Source organism: Agrobacterium sp. P15N1-A, from assembly GCF_044626815.1.
GTDB lineage: Bacteria > Pseudomonadota > Alphaproteobacteria > Rhizobiales > Rhizobiaceae > Agrobacterium > Agrobacterium leguminum.
Map to the genome: position 1 here is coordinate 1 of NZ_JBIUPF010000010.1, position 16,878 is coordinate 16,878.

The 16,878-nt window shown below is 57.4% G+C and carries 11 protein-coding genes; 6 read left to right on the forward strand and 5 right to left on the reverse strand.

Features of this window, described 5'->3' with window-relative positions; all coding sequences use genetic code 11:
- The 3 genes from ACIK7D_RS25390 to ACIK7D_RS25400 form a co-directional block, all read right to left on the reverse strand.
- Window positions 1–4,701, reverse strand: a 4,701-nt coding sequence (locus ACIK7D_RS25390; RefSeq protein ID WP_400157819.1) for an amino acid adenylation domain-containing protein, incomplete at its 3' end; no start/stop codon positions are given.
- A 147-nt stretch (window positions 4,702–4,848) separates the two neighbouring features.
- Entirely contained in the window at window positions 4,849–6,102 is a 1,254-nt protein-coding gene (locus tag ACIK7D_RS25395) for a PLP-dependent aminotransferase family protein (RefSeq protein ID WP_400157820.1), read from the reverse strand.
- Between the two features lie 50 nt (window positions 6,103–6,152).
- Entirely contained in the window at window positions 6,153–6,686 is a 534-nt protein-coding gene (locus ACIK7D_RS25400) for a VOC family protein (protein ID WP_400157821.1), read from the reverse strand.
- Window positions 6,687–7,276: 590 nt separating this feature from the next.
- Between ACIK7D_RS25400 and ACIK7D_RS25405 the strand changes: the two genes are divergently transcribed.
- The 6 genes from ACIK7D_RS25405 (at window position 7,277) to ACIK7D_RS25430 (ending at window position 14,950) form a co-directional block, all read left to right on the forward strand.
- Entirely contained in the window at window positions 7,277–8,656 is a 1,380-nt protein-coding gene (locus ACIK7D_RS25405; RefSeq protein WP_400157822.1) for an MATE family efflux transporter, read from the forward strand.
- A gap of 533 nt (window positions 8,657–9,189) precedes the next feature.
- Window positions 9,190–10,107 (forward strand): LysR family transcriptional regulator, encoded by a 918-nt coding sequence (locus ACIK7D_RS25410; protein ID WP_400157823.1) that lies wholly within the window; start codon window positions 9,190–9,192, stop codon window positions 10,105–10,107.
- Between the two features lie 61 nt (window positions 10,108–10,168).
- Entirely contained in the window at window positions 10,169–11,302 is a 1,134-nt protein-coding gene (locus ACIK7D_RS25415; protein WP_400157824.1) for an L-lactate dehydrogenase, read from the forward strand.
- 331 nt (window positions 11,303–11,633) lie between these two features.
- The gene (locus ACIK7D_RS25420) at window positions 11,634–12,206 is read left to right on the forward strand and encodes an acyl-homoserine-lactone synthase (protein ID WP_400157825.1); all 573 of its coding nucleotides are present in this window, start codon (window positions 11,634–11,636) and stop codon (window positions 12,204–12,206) included.
- Between the two features lie 194 nt (window positions 12,207–12,400).
- A complete protein-coding gene (locus ACIK7D_RS25425) occupies window positions 12,401–13,954 on the forward strand; it encodes a B12-binding domain/radical SAM domain-containing protein (protein ID WP_400157826.1) in 1,554 nt (517 codons plus the stop codon).
- Window positions 13,955–14,230: 276 nt separating this feature from the next.
- The gene (locus ACIK7D_RS25430; protein ID WP_400157827.1) at window positions 14,231–14,950 is read left to right on the forward strand and encodes an autoinducer binding domain-containing protein; all 720 of its coding nucleotides are present in this window, start codon (window positions 14,231–14,233) and stop codon (window positions 14,948–14,950) included.
- Window positions 14,951–15,176: 226 nt separating this feature from the next.
- Here ACIK7D_RS25430 and ACIK7D_RS25435 read toward each other — a convergent pair whose 3' ends face one another.
- Both ACIK7D_RS25435 and ACIK7D_RS25440 read right to left on the reverse strand, forming a co-directional pair.
- On the reverse strand, window positions 15,177–15,881 hold the full coding sequence (locus tag ACIK7D_RS25435; protein WP_400157828.1) for an autoinducer binding domain-containing protein: 705 nt from the start codon (window positions 15,879–15,881) through the stop codon (window positions 15,177–15,179).
- Between the two features lie 798 nt (window positions 15,882–16,679).
- On the reverse strand, window positions 16,680–16,832 hold the full coding sequence (locus tag ACIK7D_RS25440) for a hypothetical protein (protein WP_400157979.1): 153 nt from the start codon (window positions 16,830–16,832) through the stop codon (window positions 16,680–16,682).
- Window positions 16,833–16,878: the final 46 nt, after the last annotated feature.

Here is a 16,878-nt window from a genome sequence, read left to right on the forward strand (position 1 = left end):
GCTGACCTGGTCCTCGAACAGCTGGTGCACGCAGCGTTCGGAGGGATAGACATGATCCGTCCGGTTCCACTCCTCCAGAAGCAGCGTCCGCTCCGAGGGCGGGAGGATGTCGAGCTGGTGGAGCGGCAGGTCTGGCGTGCGTTCCAGCGCATCGGCGAGGTTCGCCAGCGCCTGCTGCATGTATCCGCAGACCCGTTCGGCGGGAACGGCTTCATCGACCTGAGCGGTCAGCCCCATCGATGTCTCGAAGTCCTCGACCGACAGCGCGACGGGGTAGTTGGTCCGCTCCTCGCCGCCTAGCCACTTGATAGCTGACAATGCAGAGGATTCCGGGCGGGAGGCGATGTGCCGGTAGTTCAGCAGTGCACTGAACAGTGGGGTTCCGGGAGCCACGCCGCTGCAGCGCTGCGCCAGCGCAAGCGAGGCATGTTCGTGCTCCAGCAGTTCTGCCAGCCGCAGATGCGCTTGCCGCACGCCCTCCTCGACGGTTCCAGCAAGGTCGAGGCGCAGCGGTAGCGTGTTGATGAACACGCCCATCGCCCGGTCAGCGCCGACACCTGCCTGCATGCGGCCGAACAGTACTGTACCAAAGACGGCCGTGTCATGTGCGGATGCTTGAGCGACCACCTGTCCCCATGCCACATGGCAAAGGACCGCCATGCTCACGCCCATTCGCCGCGCCTGGGCGCGCAGCCGTTCGTTGACCTCCTGGGGCACCTGCTGGCGGACTTCGCGAATACCGCTTCCGCCGCCATGCACTTCATCGAGCCCGAACGGCAGCACGGGGTCCCCGACATCGTGAAGGACGGAGCGGAAATATTCCTGGTGCTGTTCTTCGGTCGATCCGAGGCGCGCCTGGGCGACTACATTGCGGAACGGGTCTGCTGGCGGCAGGCTTTCTTCATCGCCATCTATGATAGCAGCCACTTCGCGGCGGAGAATAAATAGCGACGAAGCGTCGTCCACCAGATGATGCTGGAGCATGAGCGCGATCCATTGATCGCTGTGCGGATCCTTGGCGATGACGAACCGCAGAAGCGGCGCCTGGTCGAGGGCGATCCGGTAGTGGCGTGGATCGAAGCGGCGTTTTAGCTGCTCCGTCGCTGGTCCGGCTTCGGGATCCAGCACGACCTCGGTGACCATCAGTGTCGCGTTGCGCCAGACCACCTGGACTGGCGAGCGGAGGCCCTCCCACACGAAGCCGGTCCGCAGGATGTCGTGGCGATCGACAACGCGCTGCACGGCGCTGAGATAGCGGTCGAGAAGATCCCGATCCGGGAACGCCATCTGGCCGGACTGGAGATATGGGTCGCCTTCCGTTGCGAGCAGATGGTGGAAGAGGATACCGTCCTGCAGGGGCGACAGGGCATAGATGTCCTGTACGTTGGCCACCCCGCCTGGCACGGTCGAGACCACCTGGTCGATCTCGGCCTGGGTGAGTTCGGCGAGCGGCACCATATCCGGCGTGATGGTGGTGCTGTCCGGCCTGATCGTATTGGCCGGCACGATCACCTCGCGATGGCGGCCGAGCGTCGCGGCAAAGGCGGACAGCTGCGGATGTTCGAACAGACTGCGGATCTCGGCTCCCAGTTCAAGGCGCCGAAGGCGCTCCAACAGCCTGACGGCGAGGAGCGAATGTCCACCGAGAGCGAAGAAGCTGTCGTTGCGGCTGATGCGATCGACACCGAGGAGTTCGGACCAGATGGCGGCAAGCGCCGTTTCGACGGGACCTTGCGGGGCCTCGTATGCGGCATGGGCGAGGGCGTCGGCGTCCGGGAGCGGCAGGGCGCGCCGGTCAAGCTTGCCGTTTGCGGTGAGGGGCAGGGCGTCGATCTGCACATAGGCGCTCGGCACCATGTAGTCGGGCAGGCGGGTTGCGAGATGGTCGCGCAGTTCGCCGGCGAGGGACGCGCCCTCGGCGATCGGTTGATCGGGATCGGCGACGAGATAGGCGACGAGGCGCTTGTCGTTGGCCTCTCCCATGGCGACGACGACGGCGTCGCGCACGGCGGGATGCTCGGCCAGACGGGCGGCGATCTCGCCGGGCTCGATGCGGAAGCCGCGGATCTTGACCTGCTCGTCGTTGCGGCCGAGGAATTCCAGATTGCCGTCGGGCAGCCAGCGGGCCAGGTCGCCGGTGCGATAGAGGCGGGCGTCCGGGTCGGGACCGAAGCGGTCGGGTACGAAGCGCTCGGAGGTGAGATCGGGCCGATTGAGATAGCCGCGCGCCACGCCGGCGCCGCCGACCCACATCTCGCCGACAACCCCAATGGGCGCAGGTGCGCCGTGGCTGTCCAGGACGTAGATGCTCAGATCAGGGATACGTTGCCCGATCGGGCTTCCCAGAGCATAGGCATCCGCTCGCCGCAGAGGGCGATAGGTCACATGCACGGTCGTCTCGGTGATGCCATACATGTTCACCAGCTGCGGAGCCCCTTCAGCGTGCCGCTCGTACCAGGACCGCAGCATGGCCGGTTCCAGCGCCTCACCGCCGAAGACCACATAGCGCAGACTGTGCTGGAGATCGCTCTGGCGGTCCGCCTCGATGAAGGTCCGGAAAGCGCTTGGCGTCTGGTTCAGCACGGTGACGCCGGCCTTGCAAACCAGCTGATGGAAGGCCTCGGGCGATCGCGCGACGTCGCGGGGAACGATCACCAGGCGTCCGCCATAGCGCAGCGCGCCCCAGAGCTCCCAGACGGAGAAGTCGAAGGCGAAGGAGTGGAACAAGGTCCAGACGTCGTTCTCACCGAATCCGAACCAGCCATGCGTGGCCTCGAACAGCCGGACGACGGACTTGTGCTCGACCATGACGCCTTTTGGCTTTCCGGTGGAGCCGGAGGTGTAGATGACATAGGCGAGGTTCTGCGAGGAGAGGCCCGCGACGACCGGGTTGGTCTGCGGCATGTCCTGCTGGGTCTCGTCGAGATCGATCATGACACGGCCTGCAAGTGCGTCGGGCCCGAGGGCCTGGCGGCCGGCATCATCCGCCAGCACCAGCTTCGGGGCCGCATCGTCGAGCAGCCATGCGAGGCGGTCGGGTGGATAGTTCGGATCGAGGGGGACATAGGCGCCGCCGGCCTTGAGGATGGCGAGCAGGCCGACGACCATGGCGGGCGAGCGCTCGACGCAGACGGCGACGAGCGTGTCGGGTCCGACCCCCAGTTCGATCAGTCGGTGGGCGAGACGGTTGGCGCGGGTGTTGAGCTCGCCGTAGCTGAGGAGCTCGCCGTCATGCTCGAGGGCGATGGCCTCCGGGTTGGCGCTGACCTGGTCCTCGAACAGCTGGTGCACGCAGCGTTCGGAGGGATAGACATGATCCGTCCGGTTCCACTCCTCCAGAAGCAGCGTCCGCTCCGAGGGTAAAAGGACATCGATCGCGCCGACCTTGATTTCAGGATCTGTTGCGATTGTCTCCAGAAGGTGCGTAAGTCTCTTGTAGTGAAATTCCAGCTCCGCGGCGGAATAAAGCGACGAGTTGCCGAAAAGATCGATCTGAAGGTCCGAGCCAGTCGCTTTGTAAACGACGAAGGTAAGATCATCGGCAAGCCCGCGGATGAACTTGTTGACCCGTACCGGGTTGTCATCAAAGCAGAAATCGTAGTCGAACGCCATGACGTTGACGCTGCAACCCGCCGATATGCTACTGCCAGAGGTGTTGTCGACGCGTGTGTAAAGTTCGGCGCCACGATACATTTGGTGTCGAAGCAACTCGTGAATCTTCTGCGAGGTCTGGTGCATCAGCGTTTGAAAACTGCTCTCTGTGTTCACCTGCAACCGCAAAGGAAGCAGGTTCGCAGACATCCCGACCACAGAAGACCTGTTTGCCTCCTTGAGGCGGCTCCTGACGGGCAACTTCAACACGATCTCGTCAGCCTCGCCCAATCGTGCCAGATAGACGGCCATCACAGCGACAGCCAAGGACGCCGCATCCCGACCGACCTGCCCATCTTTCAGGTATGGCTCGAACATCGCCACAGACAGCATTCCGCTATGGCGAATATGATGAGTGGAGGAAGTGGCGGTTCTTCCGGTCAAGCAAACTGGCAGGGGCGCATCAGAGACCTGCTCGGCCCAATAGGTTGCGTCGCGCTCGAACTGGTCTGAGCGTCGGTAAACCGCATCGTCATCGAGCAAAAGCTGTAACGATCCGCTGCTTCCTTCGGGAGCAACTCGCCCATGTCCGATTGCTGTGTAGATCGCTGCGGCACGTCGGGCCAAAAACCCCATGCTGAGACCATCAACAACAATGTGGTGATATCGATGAAGCCACCAGAAGCGGTTCGGCGCAACACGCAGAAGGCAAAAGGCGAACAGCGGGCCTTGCTCCAGGTCCATCGGGCGGGCGAGCTCGGACTGCACAAAGTGAGTAGCAGCCTCCGCTGCATCTGCTTCGCCAATCAAGTCAACGTACTGAAGTATTGGTTTCGGAATTGGGCCAAGAACCTGGCGCGGCTCACCGTCCAAGTTGATAATGCGCAGATGAAGCGCGTCGGTTTCTGCTACGAGCTGCTCCATCGCAGATCGGAACCTGTCGATATCGACATGCCCGTCGATTTCCAGACACTCGCCAACGGTGTAGGGTAAATTTGACTCCGTTAATTGCGTCGCGAGCCAAATTTCCATCTGGGCGGTGCTGAGTGGAAGACCGGTTAGTTCGCAAGAGTTCCGAATAGTACGTTCAGCCTGAAACTGTTCGTTCATCGTAAATCCTCAGCGCTTCGGTTTTGGAGAAGCCAAAACGGGTTGATGCCTGGCTCGTCGCCGGTTTCTTGGGTGGGACGGCCTTGTGTCCCGCTGCTCCGTAACTGCATTGTCGCAGTACTCAGAGATGGTCTGAGGAGCGTGTCTTTATGCAACTGCGCGGCGCGACATCCGCTTAGTGACGTATCGACCAAACACCTCCACCGCCGTGTCAATTTGATCTGGCGTCACGGCACTGAAGGAGAGACGAACGCTTCGATTCTGTGAGCGATCAGATGAGAAGAATGCCATTGGCATAACGATGACGCCGTAATCTGTCGCGCACTCGACTACGTTGTCGGCGTCGAACTCGAATGGCAGGTCAAGTTTAAGGAAGAAGCCGCCCGCAGGTTCGTTCCATCTCACCTCGCCACTGGCGCCAAACGTAAGCTCCAACATTTGCAGCATGACATCGCGGTTTGCACGATAAACAGAGAGAGCTGGCTCAATCCAGTTGCGAAGGCTGCATTGCTGATCGAGTAGCAATCCGCCGACGATCGCCTGGCAAACCGGGCTTGTGTTGACCGTGACATAGCTTTTGCGTTGGACGACGGCTTTCCACAATGCCTGCTGTTCCTCGCGGCTTCCGAAAAGGGTTTCTGGAAGCGTTGCCGCGCCCAAGCGCACGCCGGGACATAGCGTTTTTGAATAGGTCGTCAGATGAATGACGCAGCCGGCCTCATCAAGAGCCGCCAGTGGAGGAATATCGTCGCCATCGAAACGAAAAAGGCTGTACGCGCTATCTTCGAGGATCGCGATGTGATGACGCGCGCACAATTCCAGTACCTCACGGCGCTTTGCTTCTTCGATCACGTTGCCAGTTGGATTGTCAAAATCAGGGATCAGGTAAAGTGCACGCGCGGTGCCTCCGGCTTTGCCAATTTGGCTCACTGCCATTTCTATTGCATTGGCAAGGTCGCCCGTTTCCAGCGCCCAGGTCCGAACTTGACTTGCCTGCGCGGCACCAACGGCTCCGGTGTAAGTGGGGTTAGGCAATAAAAGAACGTCGTTGGGTCCCGAGCACAATGACGCGAGACAAAGGATTAGTGCTTCCTGGCAGCCGGTGGCGACCAGCAAGTTCTCCGGACGTGCTGGCACCATTTGGTCGGTGCGAAGCTGTGCGGCAATCAGGTCGGAAACCACGCCGGCTGTGCGTCCATATTGTAGCAATTCGTCGATGCGCGATGACTGCTTGGCGGAGCGCAACTGATACTCTCCCAAAGCCTCCGCGATACGCGCTGGAGACAGCCGGTCGAAGAGCCGTTCAGTCGGTCGACCAGCTGCCAAGGATATTGCTCTCGGGAAGTCGCTAGCAATCTCATTGAGAAAGTTCATGACATCTGATTGGGCCAGTGAGACCATGACGTACCTCCACGAGAGATGGATCACCGAGTTGTCGGCTGATGTGGTCGTTAGTACCGGTTTGCTTGTTCCAGCTCGTCGAAGAGTTGCTGCACGTTAGCTTCCAGGAAGCCGCTTTCACCGCTTCGCTGGATAAATTCGAAGCTCAATCCGGTGTGTTCGCAACGCGACGAGAACGCTTGCGTTAGACCCGGTCCCTTGATCACCTTCGTATCGAATTCAAGGCCCTGACCCTTTAGCGATGACACGGTCGCCTCCACGTCATCCACCGACAGCGCAATGTGCGCAACCCCGATTCCATGGTGTTCAATCAACTGGGAGACCTGAGATGTGGGCTCCGTACCCTGGCAGAGCACGAACCGGATTCCGTTCGCTTCCATTTCAGCGCTGACCATGCCCGAGCGCTGACCCTTAATGTGGCGCCGTTCCCCGAGTTCGAAACCAAGGACGTCCCGAAACATACGGATTGCTGCATCGAGATCTTTGACGGCAATCGCAATATGATCGATTGCTTGATACGGCTTTGTGTTGGTTGCCACCGTATCGGTGGAGCTATCCTGAGCAGTTGACGATTGAGCGGTCATTAGGGTTCTCCAACAGTTGAAAGATGGTACCTCGGTAGTGCGCTGTTTCTCTCTTCAGCCCTCACCGTCGGAGGGCAAAGCATAGCCGATTTAGGCATTGCAGATTAAAGCTCGTCAACGAAGGAAAGTATGATAGCAGCTATAATCATCTGGAATAAAAGCGATGATTAAGCGCGAATCGGGGTTAATTTGCGGAGAAAATATATCACCTATACTTTAGCACTGGCGCTGTTGTGCTTGGTCGTATATGTGTTCGGGTCAATGCCGGGTGAATGAAGCCTCGTGGGGGCGACACGGTGAATTGGTAGTGTCCGGTGGACACCGAACCTACTCAGGGGCCGCCTTACTGAAGTCCTCCAACATATGCATGAGATTGAGGAGGAGTTTCAGGGCGCCAAGGGTGAGTGAAGGTCTATGATGCATTCTCACTGAGAAACTGCATACGGCATGTTGATAGCAGTGGTCTCGCCTTGTGGGATCTGCCGCTGCAGCTAAATGGATCAGAAAGTTGATCTCCGCAAGCGTGACGCCGGGAGGGCATTCGGCACGTGATTGAGGGCAGGCTTTGCGGTGAACGGAGTAGGCGCATCATGGAGAGAGTCTCCACCCCCAATCAGCACGCAAAGTTCACAAGCGGTTCCATTGTCCGGCATGTGTTCGTGATGACGGCAACGGCGTCTGTCGGTCTACTTGCGACATTCGCTGTCGACATGTTGAACTTGCTTTATATTTCCCACCTCGGGGTCCCGGAATTCACCGCGGCACTGGGTTTTGCTTCCACCTTGTTGTTCTTCGCGCTTTCTATCTCCCTTGGCCTTACCGTTCCCGTAACCGCGTTGATTGGCCATTGCCTTGGTTCCGGGGACCGCCAGAAGGCGGCGGAGACGGGCGGGGCATGCATGGTATATGTTGGTTTGGTCACTGTTGCCTTCACCGTCGCCATCTGGCCCTTTCTCGGCTCACTGCTCTTTATGTTGGGCGCGCGGGGCGATACCTTGGATCTGGCTAGAGGATTCTTAAACATCGTGATGCCCTCCATCCCGCTCGCAGGTCTAGGGATGTGTGCAACCGGCATTCTGCGAGGCGTGGGCGACGCGCGCCTCGCTATGTACGTTACGCTATTCAGTGCGGTAGCTGCCGCGATACTCGATCCCATCTTTATTTTTGCCTTTGATCTGGGTCTCAATGGCGCGGCGATTACCACCGTCTTATCTCGAGCAGTGATGCTTCTCATCGGTTGGTACGGCGCGCATAGGGTACATGGACTGGTTGCGCTCCCCGCACGCAGACGTTTAAAGGCAGCGGCGGTCCCGTTTTTCGAAATTGCTGTTCCGGCCATCCTTGCCCAATTCGCGACGCCTGTTGGCAATGCGTATTTGCTAGCCGTGCTTGCGCGGTCCGGCGATGGTGCGATCGTGGGTATGGCCGTGATCAGCCGTTTGGTCCCTTTCGTCTTTGTCGGGCTGTTCGCCCTTTCGGGTGCGGTCGGGCCGATCTTCGCCCAAAATCTGAGTGCCCAGGAGCACGGTCGCATTCTCGAAACCATACGAGGCAGCCTTGTATTGAGCGGCATCTATGTCCTTGTCGTGTGGACACTGTTGGCAATCTTTGCGCATCCTATTGCCGATTTATTTGAGGCCGAGGCGATGGCCCGCGAGGTGATCTTGTTCTTCTGCTGGTTCGTCGCCGGCACCTATCTCTTCACCGCAGCAATAATCGTCGCCAGTGCTGCTTTCAACAATCTCGGGCGCCCTCGCCTTTCGACTTTGCTGAATTGGGCCCGTTCCACAATTGGCGTCTTTCCTTTTGTTTCAACAGGCGCGGCCTACTATGGCGCCAATGGCGCTCTGGCGGGTTCCGCTATCGGTGTCGCTCTTTTCGGCATCATTGCCATTGCATGGTGCCACCGGGTGGTAAACCAGATGATGGGCAAAGGATTGGTTTATCCGACGACCGCCCTCGGCAGCTGAGGCGGCGGCTTATCATAGTGGAGAAGCGAGACCGACATTGCTTCACAATACGCCACGGGATTGGGTTGTGAGCGCTGCGCAATATTAACCTTCAGACTCACCGCGCACAATGCGATGGCCTCATCGAGACAACGTAGTCAGAGTGAAGCGCGCGGTGTCGATCGGATCCGGGCTAAGGCCGCTGAACTCACCTTCACGTCGATAGCCAGCGTGATCCGGGCGAAAGCCCGATTGAATCATACACTACCGAAAATGGTAGCTTGTACCTGATGGAAGATTTGGCTTTCGTATGCGCAACAGACACGGACGGTATCGAAACTCGGCGAGCAATCCGCCACTTCAGCGTCAAACATTCTTTAGCCTATCTGCGCTGGAAGTTCGGGAGTTGCGCCAAGGTCTGGGATGCCAGCCAGCTTACTCACCGGCAGTGCTCTTCTTATCGGACGGGTGCAGATTGAAGGCCCGCTCACGGAGGCAGAGACGGTCCTCGACGAAATACGGTGGGACAACCGCGCAGCACATGGAGTTAGCTCATGGACATGTACATAGCGCTCAAAGCGTTCGTTCGAACCGTTGAAAAGGGTACTATCACTGACGCTGCGCGCGCTTTGTCGATTTCGCAGCCAGCGGTATCGAAGCACCTGCAAAATCTGGAGCGCCATCTGAATACCCGATTACTGGAGCGGTCTTCACGTAAGGTGAGAGTGACAACACAGGGAATGCACCTGTACGAGTCAAGTCGGCATTCTCTCACGTCGATCGACGCGGCGCTGGAGGGTCTCCGCCTAAGCGCGGGAGACGTTCAGGGTGTTCTCCGAGTACACGCTCCAAGTTCAATTGGCTTTCATGAGTGGCACGACCTTCTTATGGCCTTTCAGCAGGAACATGCAGGTATCGAGGTTGAGCTCGTTCTTGATGATCGACAGGTAAATCTAATCCACGAGAACTACGACATAGCTGTTTCGTACGGGAAGATATCATCGCAGGAAATAATCGTTCGACACGTCGGCTGGGTCCGCTGTGTCCTCGTTACGACGCCGGAATTCCTTAGCAGCGTCGGCAATATTGAAACTCCCGAAAAACTGGCAAGCTTAAACGTCATTTCGTCGAGTGAGATTATAACTCATAGAAATGCCCTGAAGCTTCATGACCGAAAGGGACAGCCGATCGAAATTCGGGTCCATTCGGGTCTCAAGACAAATAACTCTCAGGTCTTGATAAACACCATATCTGCAGGGCGAGCAGTCGGTGCAGTGCCTCTAAACCTAGTCTCAAGGGAGCTTTCTAGCGGCAGCATGATACAGGTCTTGCCCGACTACTCAATCAAATCGGCGGAGATTTTTCTCACTTATCCGTCGACCAAATTCATGCGGCCAATCGTTCGAGCTTTCTCGGATTTCCTCGTGCCGAGATTGAAGAGCATCGAGGGTGTTACCTCCGGTCCAGATTGATCCGTCGGCCACGCCCGGACCATGGAGGACATGGCAAACAATTAAGATGAAGGCCGCATTCATGGACAAAATGCTGACGATCGCTGACTTGAAGAGACAGGCCGAGCGACGTGTCCCGCGGATGTTTTTTGACTATGCCGATAGCGGCGCCTGGACGGAAAGCACCTACCGCGCCAATGAGGATGATTTTGCGAAGATAAAGCTGCGCCAGCGCGTGCTGGTGGATATGACCGACCGATCGCTCGCCACCGAAATGGTCGGCGAGAAGGTTTCGATGCCGGTAGCGCTTTCCCCTACGGGCCTTACGGGCATGCAACACGCGGACGGCGAAATGCTGGCTGCCAAGGCGGCGGAGGAATTCGGCGTGCCCTTCACGCTTTCCACCATGAGCATCTGCTCCATCGAGGATGTGGCCTCCGTCACTTCGAAACCCTTCTGGTTCCAGCTTTATGTGATGAAGGACCGCGACTTCGTCAACAACCTCATTGACCGCGCCAAGGCCGCCGGGTGCTCGGCGCTGGTGCTGACGCTCGACCTGCAGATCCTTGGTCAGCGGCACAAGGATCTGCGCAACGGCCTCTCGGCCCCGCCGAAATTCACCCCGAAACACATCTGGCAGATGGCGACCCGGCCCAAATGGTGCCTGGACATGGCGCGCACCAAGCGCCGCAGCTTTGGTAACATCGTCGGCCACGCCAAGAACGTCTCCGACCTCTCGTCGCTCTCTTCCTGGACGGCCGAGCAGTTCGATCCGCGTTTATCCTGGAAAGACGTTGAATGGATCAAGAAACGCTGGGGCGGCAAACTTATCCTCAAGGGCATTCTTGACGAGGAAGACGCCCGCGCTTCACTCGATACCGGCGCCGATGCCATCATCGTCTCCAACCATGGCGGCCGCCAGCTCGACGGCGCGCACTCCTCCATCGCCATGCTGCCGAAAATCGTCGATGCTGTGGGCGACAGGATCGAGGTGCACATGGATGGCGGCATCCGCTCCGGCCAGGATGTGCTGAAGGCCGTGGCGCTTGGCGCAAAGGGCACCTATATCGGCCGGCCCTTTCTCTATGGCCTCGGTGCAGATGGCAAGCAGGGCGTGACGACAGCGCTCGAGATCATCCGCAAGGAGATGGATGTCAGCATGGCGCTCTGCGGCAAGCGGCTGATTACCGATGTGGATCGCAGCATTCTGGCGTGATCAACAGTGAGGCGGGCATATCTCCTTCGAGCCCACTCTAGGCTCTTAAATCAAGCAATGTCCGACGCGGGCGACGCCACTTGGTATCGGCGGGGATCTCGACCGTGAAAAGGGCGAGTAGGCCGTCCGCCGGGGCTAAAACCGTCTCCCTTGCGCCGGGCTCACTTGTGCCCTGTTGAATAGAGGTGGGAGGGTGAGAATTTCCAACGCGCGTGGGTCTGGCGCTGCGGACAGAAGTTTGAGTTCGCATTCCCGAAACTGTCACTTTTGCCAGATTGTTAATTTCAAGCAGATCGGGCCCTTTCGGTTGTCATCAATCGAGAGGACGCCGATGAAAATTCTGAAGAACTATGACCGAGAGCTTCATCCCGAACTTTTTGAACAAATGTTCAGGGGAAGGGCGTCAGTGTTTCACGAGCGCCTGAACTGGCCGGTAACCGTGTGTGATGGCCTTGAGATCGATTACTATGATCGCGAGCTCGAACCAGCCTACATTCTCGATGTAGACGAACGTGGCACAGTAAGAGGATCTCTTCGGCTGCTGCCAACAACGGCCGAGACGATGATCACGCGCGAGTTCCTAGATTTCTTCGATGAGCCTGTCGATATTATCGATCCACTGATGTGGGAGTGCACGAAATTCTGCGTTCATGATGGAGACGCCGGCACGTCAGTCCGCCTGCTCCTGGGACTTCACGTTCTCTGCACGTCTTGTGGGATTGAACGGATTATCGGCTTGTACGAGCTTCAGATGGAACGCGTATATGCTCGCCTTGGATGGACACCCGAGCGTTTTGCAAAAGCCAAGCCGGGGTTCGGTAATCTCGCTGTCGGAATTTGGACTGTGGACGAAGAATCCCATAGACGACTGCTTCGCAGTTTGGCGAGACGCTGCAGCACCTAGCGCACCAACGGGTGGATTCTAACCTTTTCACATCAATCGATTTACGGGCTCGAGCGCCGTTCCGCAGTTAGTGGACGGTGTCCTGCTAGCTATGGCGCAACATGATATCCCAAGAGATCATCACCTCGACTAGACCAAGGCGAACTCCCAACGGTCGTAATGAACCGAAGCGCGACGCCTCCAATTCTGCACATATGCCGCTGCGTGCACTGGCCGTGGCGGCGCCGGACCGTGTCGCGGGTCAGAAAAGCTCGCTGACCTTGGACAGCTCCGACCCAGCAAGTCTCTTCAATGCCTGCCGCATCGCTGCGGAGCGTACGCTTTCGGCTAATAGCGCGTGGGCGCGAAGCAACTGGGCTGGAGGACGCAAGGAGATAAGGAAGCACTTCGCGTTGCTTTACTCCCAGGATGACCTTCAGCATTTCACGGAGATGCTGACCCGCGTGCGGCCAAATCTGCTGCTAGTCGGGGCCATGACACTTTGCATGCCTGGAGCGGTCGAGTGTGCGAGGCGCGCACGCGAACTTCTAGGAGATGAGGTTCTCATTGTTCTCGGTGGCAGGCATGCGACGGAAACAATTTACCTTTCCTCATCCAGAAAACGAACGCCCGACAGCATCATTCATCACAGCGCTTCTCCAGTCCTGTTGGCGCGGCAAGGTCGAGTTTCGGGCTTGTTTGATGTTGTTGTGTCGGGCGAAAGCGAATACCTGATAGCCGAGGTGGGCGAGATTATCGCTAGGTGCCAGGGGCCGTGCGATGCCCGTTCGATCTTTTGTAACCTCCCACCGGAAACTCCGGGCGATTGGATCTTATCGACTGCGGACCCAAACAGTGAACTTGTGAGCAGTGGGGTTCCGATAGACCGAAACCTTCTTCCTCCGTTGGCGCCTCTGTTCGGCGTATCAGCTGCCTTCGACGTCTTTGAAGGGCGCAGGACTGCGCACGTTTTCAGCGATACTGGCCCGGGGTGCGTCTACAACTGCAGTTTCTGCAGCGAGAGAAGCGCCATCACCGGGCGCCTCGCGGACCTCGAAAACGCTCCCAAACGGCTTTACCGGCAACTTGCTGAGGCGGCAAAAGTGATTTCAGAGGATTCTCCGGGGTTCGGTGCCAGTGCCTTCGTCGAGGATTCAGTGCTGCTGGGCGGCAGCCCGCGCTCTATCGATCTCTTCTGCGATCTACTTGAGGCCAACCCAATTCCGATCCACTTTGGTGCGCAGCTCACGATAGATCAGATATTGAGGCGTGAAACGCAGATCGCGAGGCTTGCGAGTGTTGGCTTGAAATACCTCTTTATTGGACTTGAAACACTCGATCCCGATGAAATCGGAGGGATGAGCAAAGACCTAGGAACGAGCCATGGAACTTGGCATCTTCGGTTCCGCAAAGCTCTGGACATACTCGACCGCTGTGGCATTGCTTGCGGATGCGCACTGTTGTTCGGTTTGGGAGAAGCCCACGCCAGCCGGATGGCGCTGCTTGACGCGGTAAAGGCCGAGCGCGGAAAGAGGGGGAACCCGGTGGCATTAAGCGCAAACTGGGCTGTTCAGCATCCGCTTAGAGGTCAAATGGGTGATCCTGGCCTCGATTATCTGCGCTGGGGAATACCGCCAGGACCGATGTTGGATCTGTTTCACAATTTTGGTGAAGCGTCGACAGAATATTGCATTGCCGGAACCACTCCCCCGATTCTGGAGGAGGTGGAAGAGATTTGTCAAGCGCTCGAGAGCTTCGGAACGCGATGAAGACGTTCAACTAAGTGCAATGTGAGCCCAGTGTGAAGACAAGAGTGGCCTCATTTGAGCCACCGCTTTTGCAGCTCGCCCCGGTTTAATGAGACATACCAATACAAGTTGTAATAATTTACACGCGTTGCACAAATATGAGAGAACGTCTCAGGTAATTGCGGCGAACGGCCGGGCAATCGACAAACGGGCCGCATCAGGAGACGGATTTGGGCAGGATCATTGCCTAGCGTGACTTTCCGATGTGGGGGCATCCAACAGTATGCAGAGATGGCTATGTCACTCATCGACGAGACACTTGATGCACTAGGGCAAGTTATGTCCTTCAGTCACATGCAAGAGTTCGCCGCAGAAGTGTGCCGCTGGTACGATATCCAAAATCTGGCGTTTCAGATCATTTCGCCAGCTCGGCGCGACAAAGATCCCCCCATGTTCGTAACTACCTACGAACAGCACTGGGTTCAGCAATACGTTAAGCTGAACTACTTTGAGATTGACCCGGTTGTGCTTATTGGTAGGAGTAGTTTCCTTCCGCTCGATTGGGATGAGATCGATAGGACGAACCCGGTAAGACGCTTTCTGTTTGCGGAGGCTGAATCCTATGGGGTTGGAAAACGAGGGATCACCATGCCTGTGCGAGGCCCCCGCCAAGAAAGATCGATAGTCACGGTGACGACGTACGATGCGGAGGATCAATGGAAACGACGGCGCGCAGTGTTGCAGCGCGATTTTCATCTACTGGCGTATTTTCTCCATGAACGAAGTTTGCATCTCGCTGGGCTTCGCGTGACGCAGCCGCCAAAGTTGTCTGGTCGAGAGAAGCAATGTCTCGAGTTGCTCGCGCGCGGTGCTGCACCGAAGCAAATCGCAGATCGCCTTGACCTTTCAGTTCGTACGGTGAGGCTGTATCTCTCTTCTGCGCGATTAAAACTAGGTGCTGCAAACAAATACGAGGCGATTGCTCGAGCGGTGCAACACGAGCTCGTTATCGTATAGGTTCACCCAAACAATTGGCGCATAATACCACCGAGCAAACTGTTGGACGCCAAGAAGGGAGCCGCAACTCTTTTAGAAAACCGCAATGGTCGGTGCTGGAAGCGGTGCGATATTCACTGTCTCCGAGGTAACTCTGCTGCATGTAGTTCATCCGCTCCGGTAAAGACCGGTCAGCGTTGTGCAGTGTTGTGTTGATCTAAACGAGAACACAATGACGCTCAATCAGTCACGTGAGAAGGCCGGCATCACAAGCCAATCTAACGGCCTCGGAGGTGCTTTTTGCGTTCAGACGATGTCGCGCATTTTTTCGGTGAAACGACACTGCTTCTTCAGAAATTCCTAGAATGTACGCTGTCTCCTTCGCACTTTTTCCCAGCGATGCCCAGCGAAGACATTGGATTTGCCGTGGAGTCAAATTGGTCGATAAAATCGACCCTTGGCCCTCCTGTTCTTTCAAAAGGACCTGTCTGGCCAGGAAGAGTGCGAGTGCCATTGAGCCAGTATGCCCGACGAGATCGATTCCTAAGGGAGGCTTGTCCTTTGCCAAGGTAAGCATCGCGAATGTTCCGAATGGCAAATCAATGGGTATAGATATCCCAGCACGAATACCAAACTCAGAGGCCTGCTGTATGAGCCTTGCCTCGTCCTTCGATGGGAAGCGAAACGTATCTATCGACCAATTGAAAGGATTTCGCTCTCGTATCGCTTTCGTGACGACCGGATCAAACCGTGAGAGACGTCCATCCACATATTGGCGCCGCCACTCAAAAGGATAAGTCGACACGACATCGGCATCTGACGGACCTGCGATAACATATGCAAACAAGTCCACGTCGACCGAACGACAAAAGCGCCGAAATGCAAATTCCACTCCGGCCCGTGAATTGGACGCGGCAATGCAATCAACGAGCTCTGCGACACGTTTTCTCATGTGAACACTCTACGCCGACTTTCATGCGACGCAAGTTTTACGAAAGTCGATGTATAATTGATGACAACCGTACGATGCCGCCGGCTCACGGAGCCCCCAGTTCCTGATGCGCCATCCCCTACACGCTGTGCAGGCGGAAAATTCTTACTTACCATGCCACGCGCCGGCCCATGTGCCTCACGAGGCCTTTAGCAAAGACTCCGCAAGGTGCGGTGAAACGAGAAGGCTAGCAGGGACGGACACGAAGTAGTGCCGACAACGGCAGGGAAAAGAATACATTCGAAGAGTTGCGCGACGACGAGAATGCGCTGCCGTCCTCGAAACGGCGTGATTTGCAGCTGACCTGATGGAGAATGCGCAAGTCAGTCAAGTACCATAACGGCAAGATTTCATCGTCATCCACGAAGACAGAGAGTGATCTGATCCCTATCCGACGCCGCGCACCTCCTATCTAAGGGTTAGAACGGATCGCCGTATTGGTTGACTTCGCGTCGGAGGAGCCTGTCTGGTCGCAATAGGTCCAGCCGGCAAGGCAAACCATGTTCGCTTGGCGGAAGGAAGTGTCGCAATCCGCGGCTGGACGTGATGGTTGTTGCCAAATGCCGCAAATGGAGGCGTTCCTCCCCGCTCTTGATGGATGGCTTCCTGGTCCAAACCCGGGTCTCCGTCGATCAACCCACTGACGGGGTCCGCTAGCAAGCTGCGGCCGTTTCGGCTTTGCCTTCGCGGTGATCGCGACCGGTTCCGGACATTGACGGGAGCCATCGAGCGGGAATGGCCCGCTCCAAAGATGGAGCCTCAGATGAACACCGATCTTTCTCTTGCACAGAACCACGCCTTCCAGCTTTCCCGCACCCTCATGGTCCGGTCACACTGTTCAGGTCCGGCGACCAGTTCGGCGTTCTGCCGAGCGACGAACTCGACGATGGAGACGATCTGGAGATCGTGCATGAATTTCATCCCTGGCCGGCTCATTGAGCCGGCATTTTCCTCTCAG

Excerpts from the sequence above, each read along its gene's own strand:
- ACIK7D_RS25395 (WP_400157820.1), bottom strand. The coding sequence starts at position 6,102 with ATGGTCTCACTGGCCCAATCAGATGTCATGAACTTTCTCAATGAGATT.
- ACIK7D_RS25400 (WP_400157821.1), bottom strand. The coding sequence starts at position 6,686 with ATGACCGCTCAATCGTCAACTGCTCAGGATAGCTCCACCGATACGGTG.
- ACIK7D_RS25405 (WP_400157822.1), top strand. The coding sequence starts at position 7,277 with ATGGAGAGAGTCTCCACCCCCAATCAGCACGCAAAGTTCACAAGCGGT.
- ACIK7D_RS25410 (WP_400157823.1), top strand. The coding sequence starts at position 9,190 with ATGGACATGTACATAGCGCTCAAAGCGTTCGTTCGAACCGTTGAAAAG.
- ACIK7D_RS25415 (WP_400157824.1), top strand. The coding sequence starts at position 10,169 with ATGGACAAAATGCTGACGATCGCTGACTTGAAGAGACAGGCCGAGCGA.
- ACIK7D_RS25420 (WP_400157825.1), top strand. The coding sequence starts at position 11,634 with ATGAAAATTCTGAAGAACTATGACCGAGAGCTTCATCCCGAACTTTTT.
- ACIK7D_RS25425 (WP_400157826.1), top strand. The coding sequence starts at position 12,401 with ATGCCGCTGCGTGCACTGGCCGTGGCGGCGCCGGACCGTGTCGCGGGT.
- ACIK7D_RS25430 (WP_400157827.1), top strand. The coding sequence starts at position 14,231 with ATGTCACTCATCGACGAGACACTTGATGCACTAGGGCAAGTTATGTCC.
- ACIK7D_RS25435 (WP_400157828.1), bottom strand. The coding sequence starts at position 15,881 with ATGAGAAAACGTGTCGCAGAGCTCGTTGATTGCATTGCCGCGTCCAAT.
- ACIK7D_RS25440 (WP_400157979.1), bottom strand. The coding sequence starts at position 16,832 with ATGCACGATCTCCAGATCGTCTCCATCGTCGAGTTCGTCGCTCGGCAG.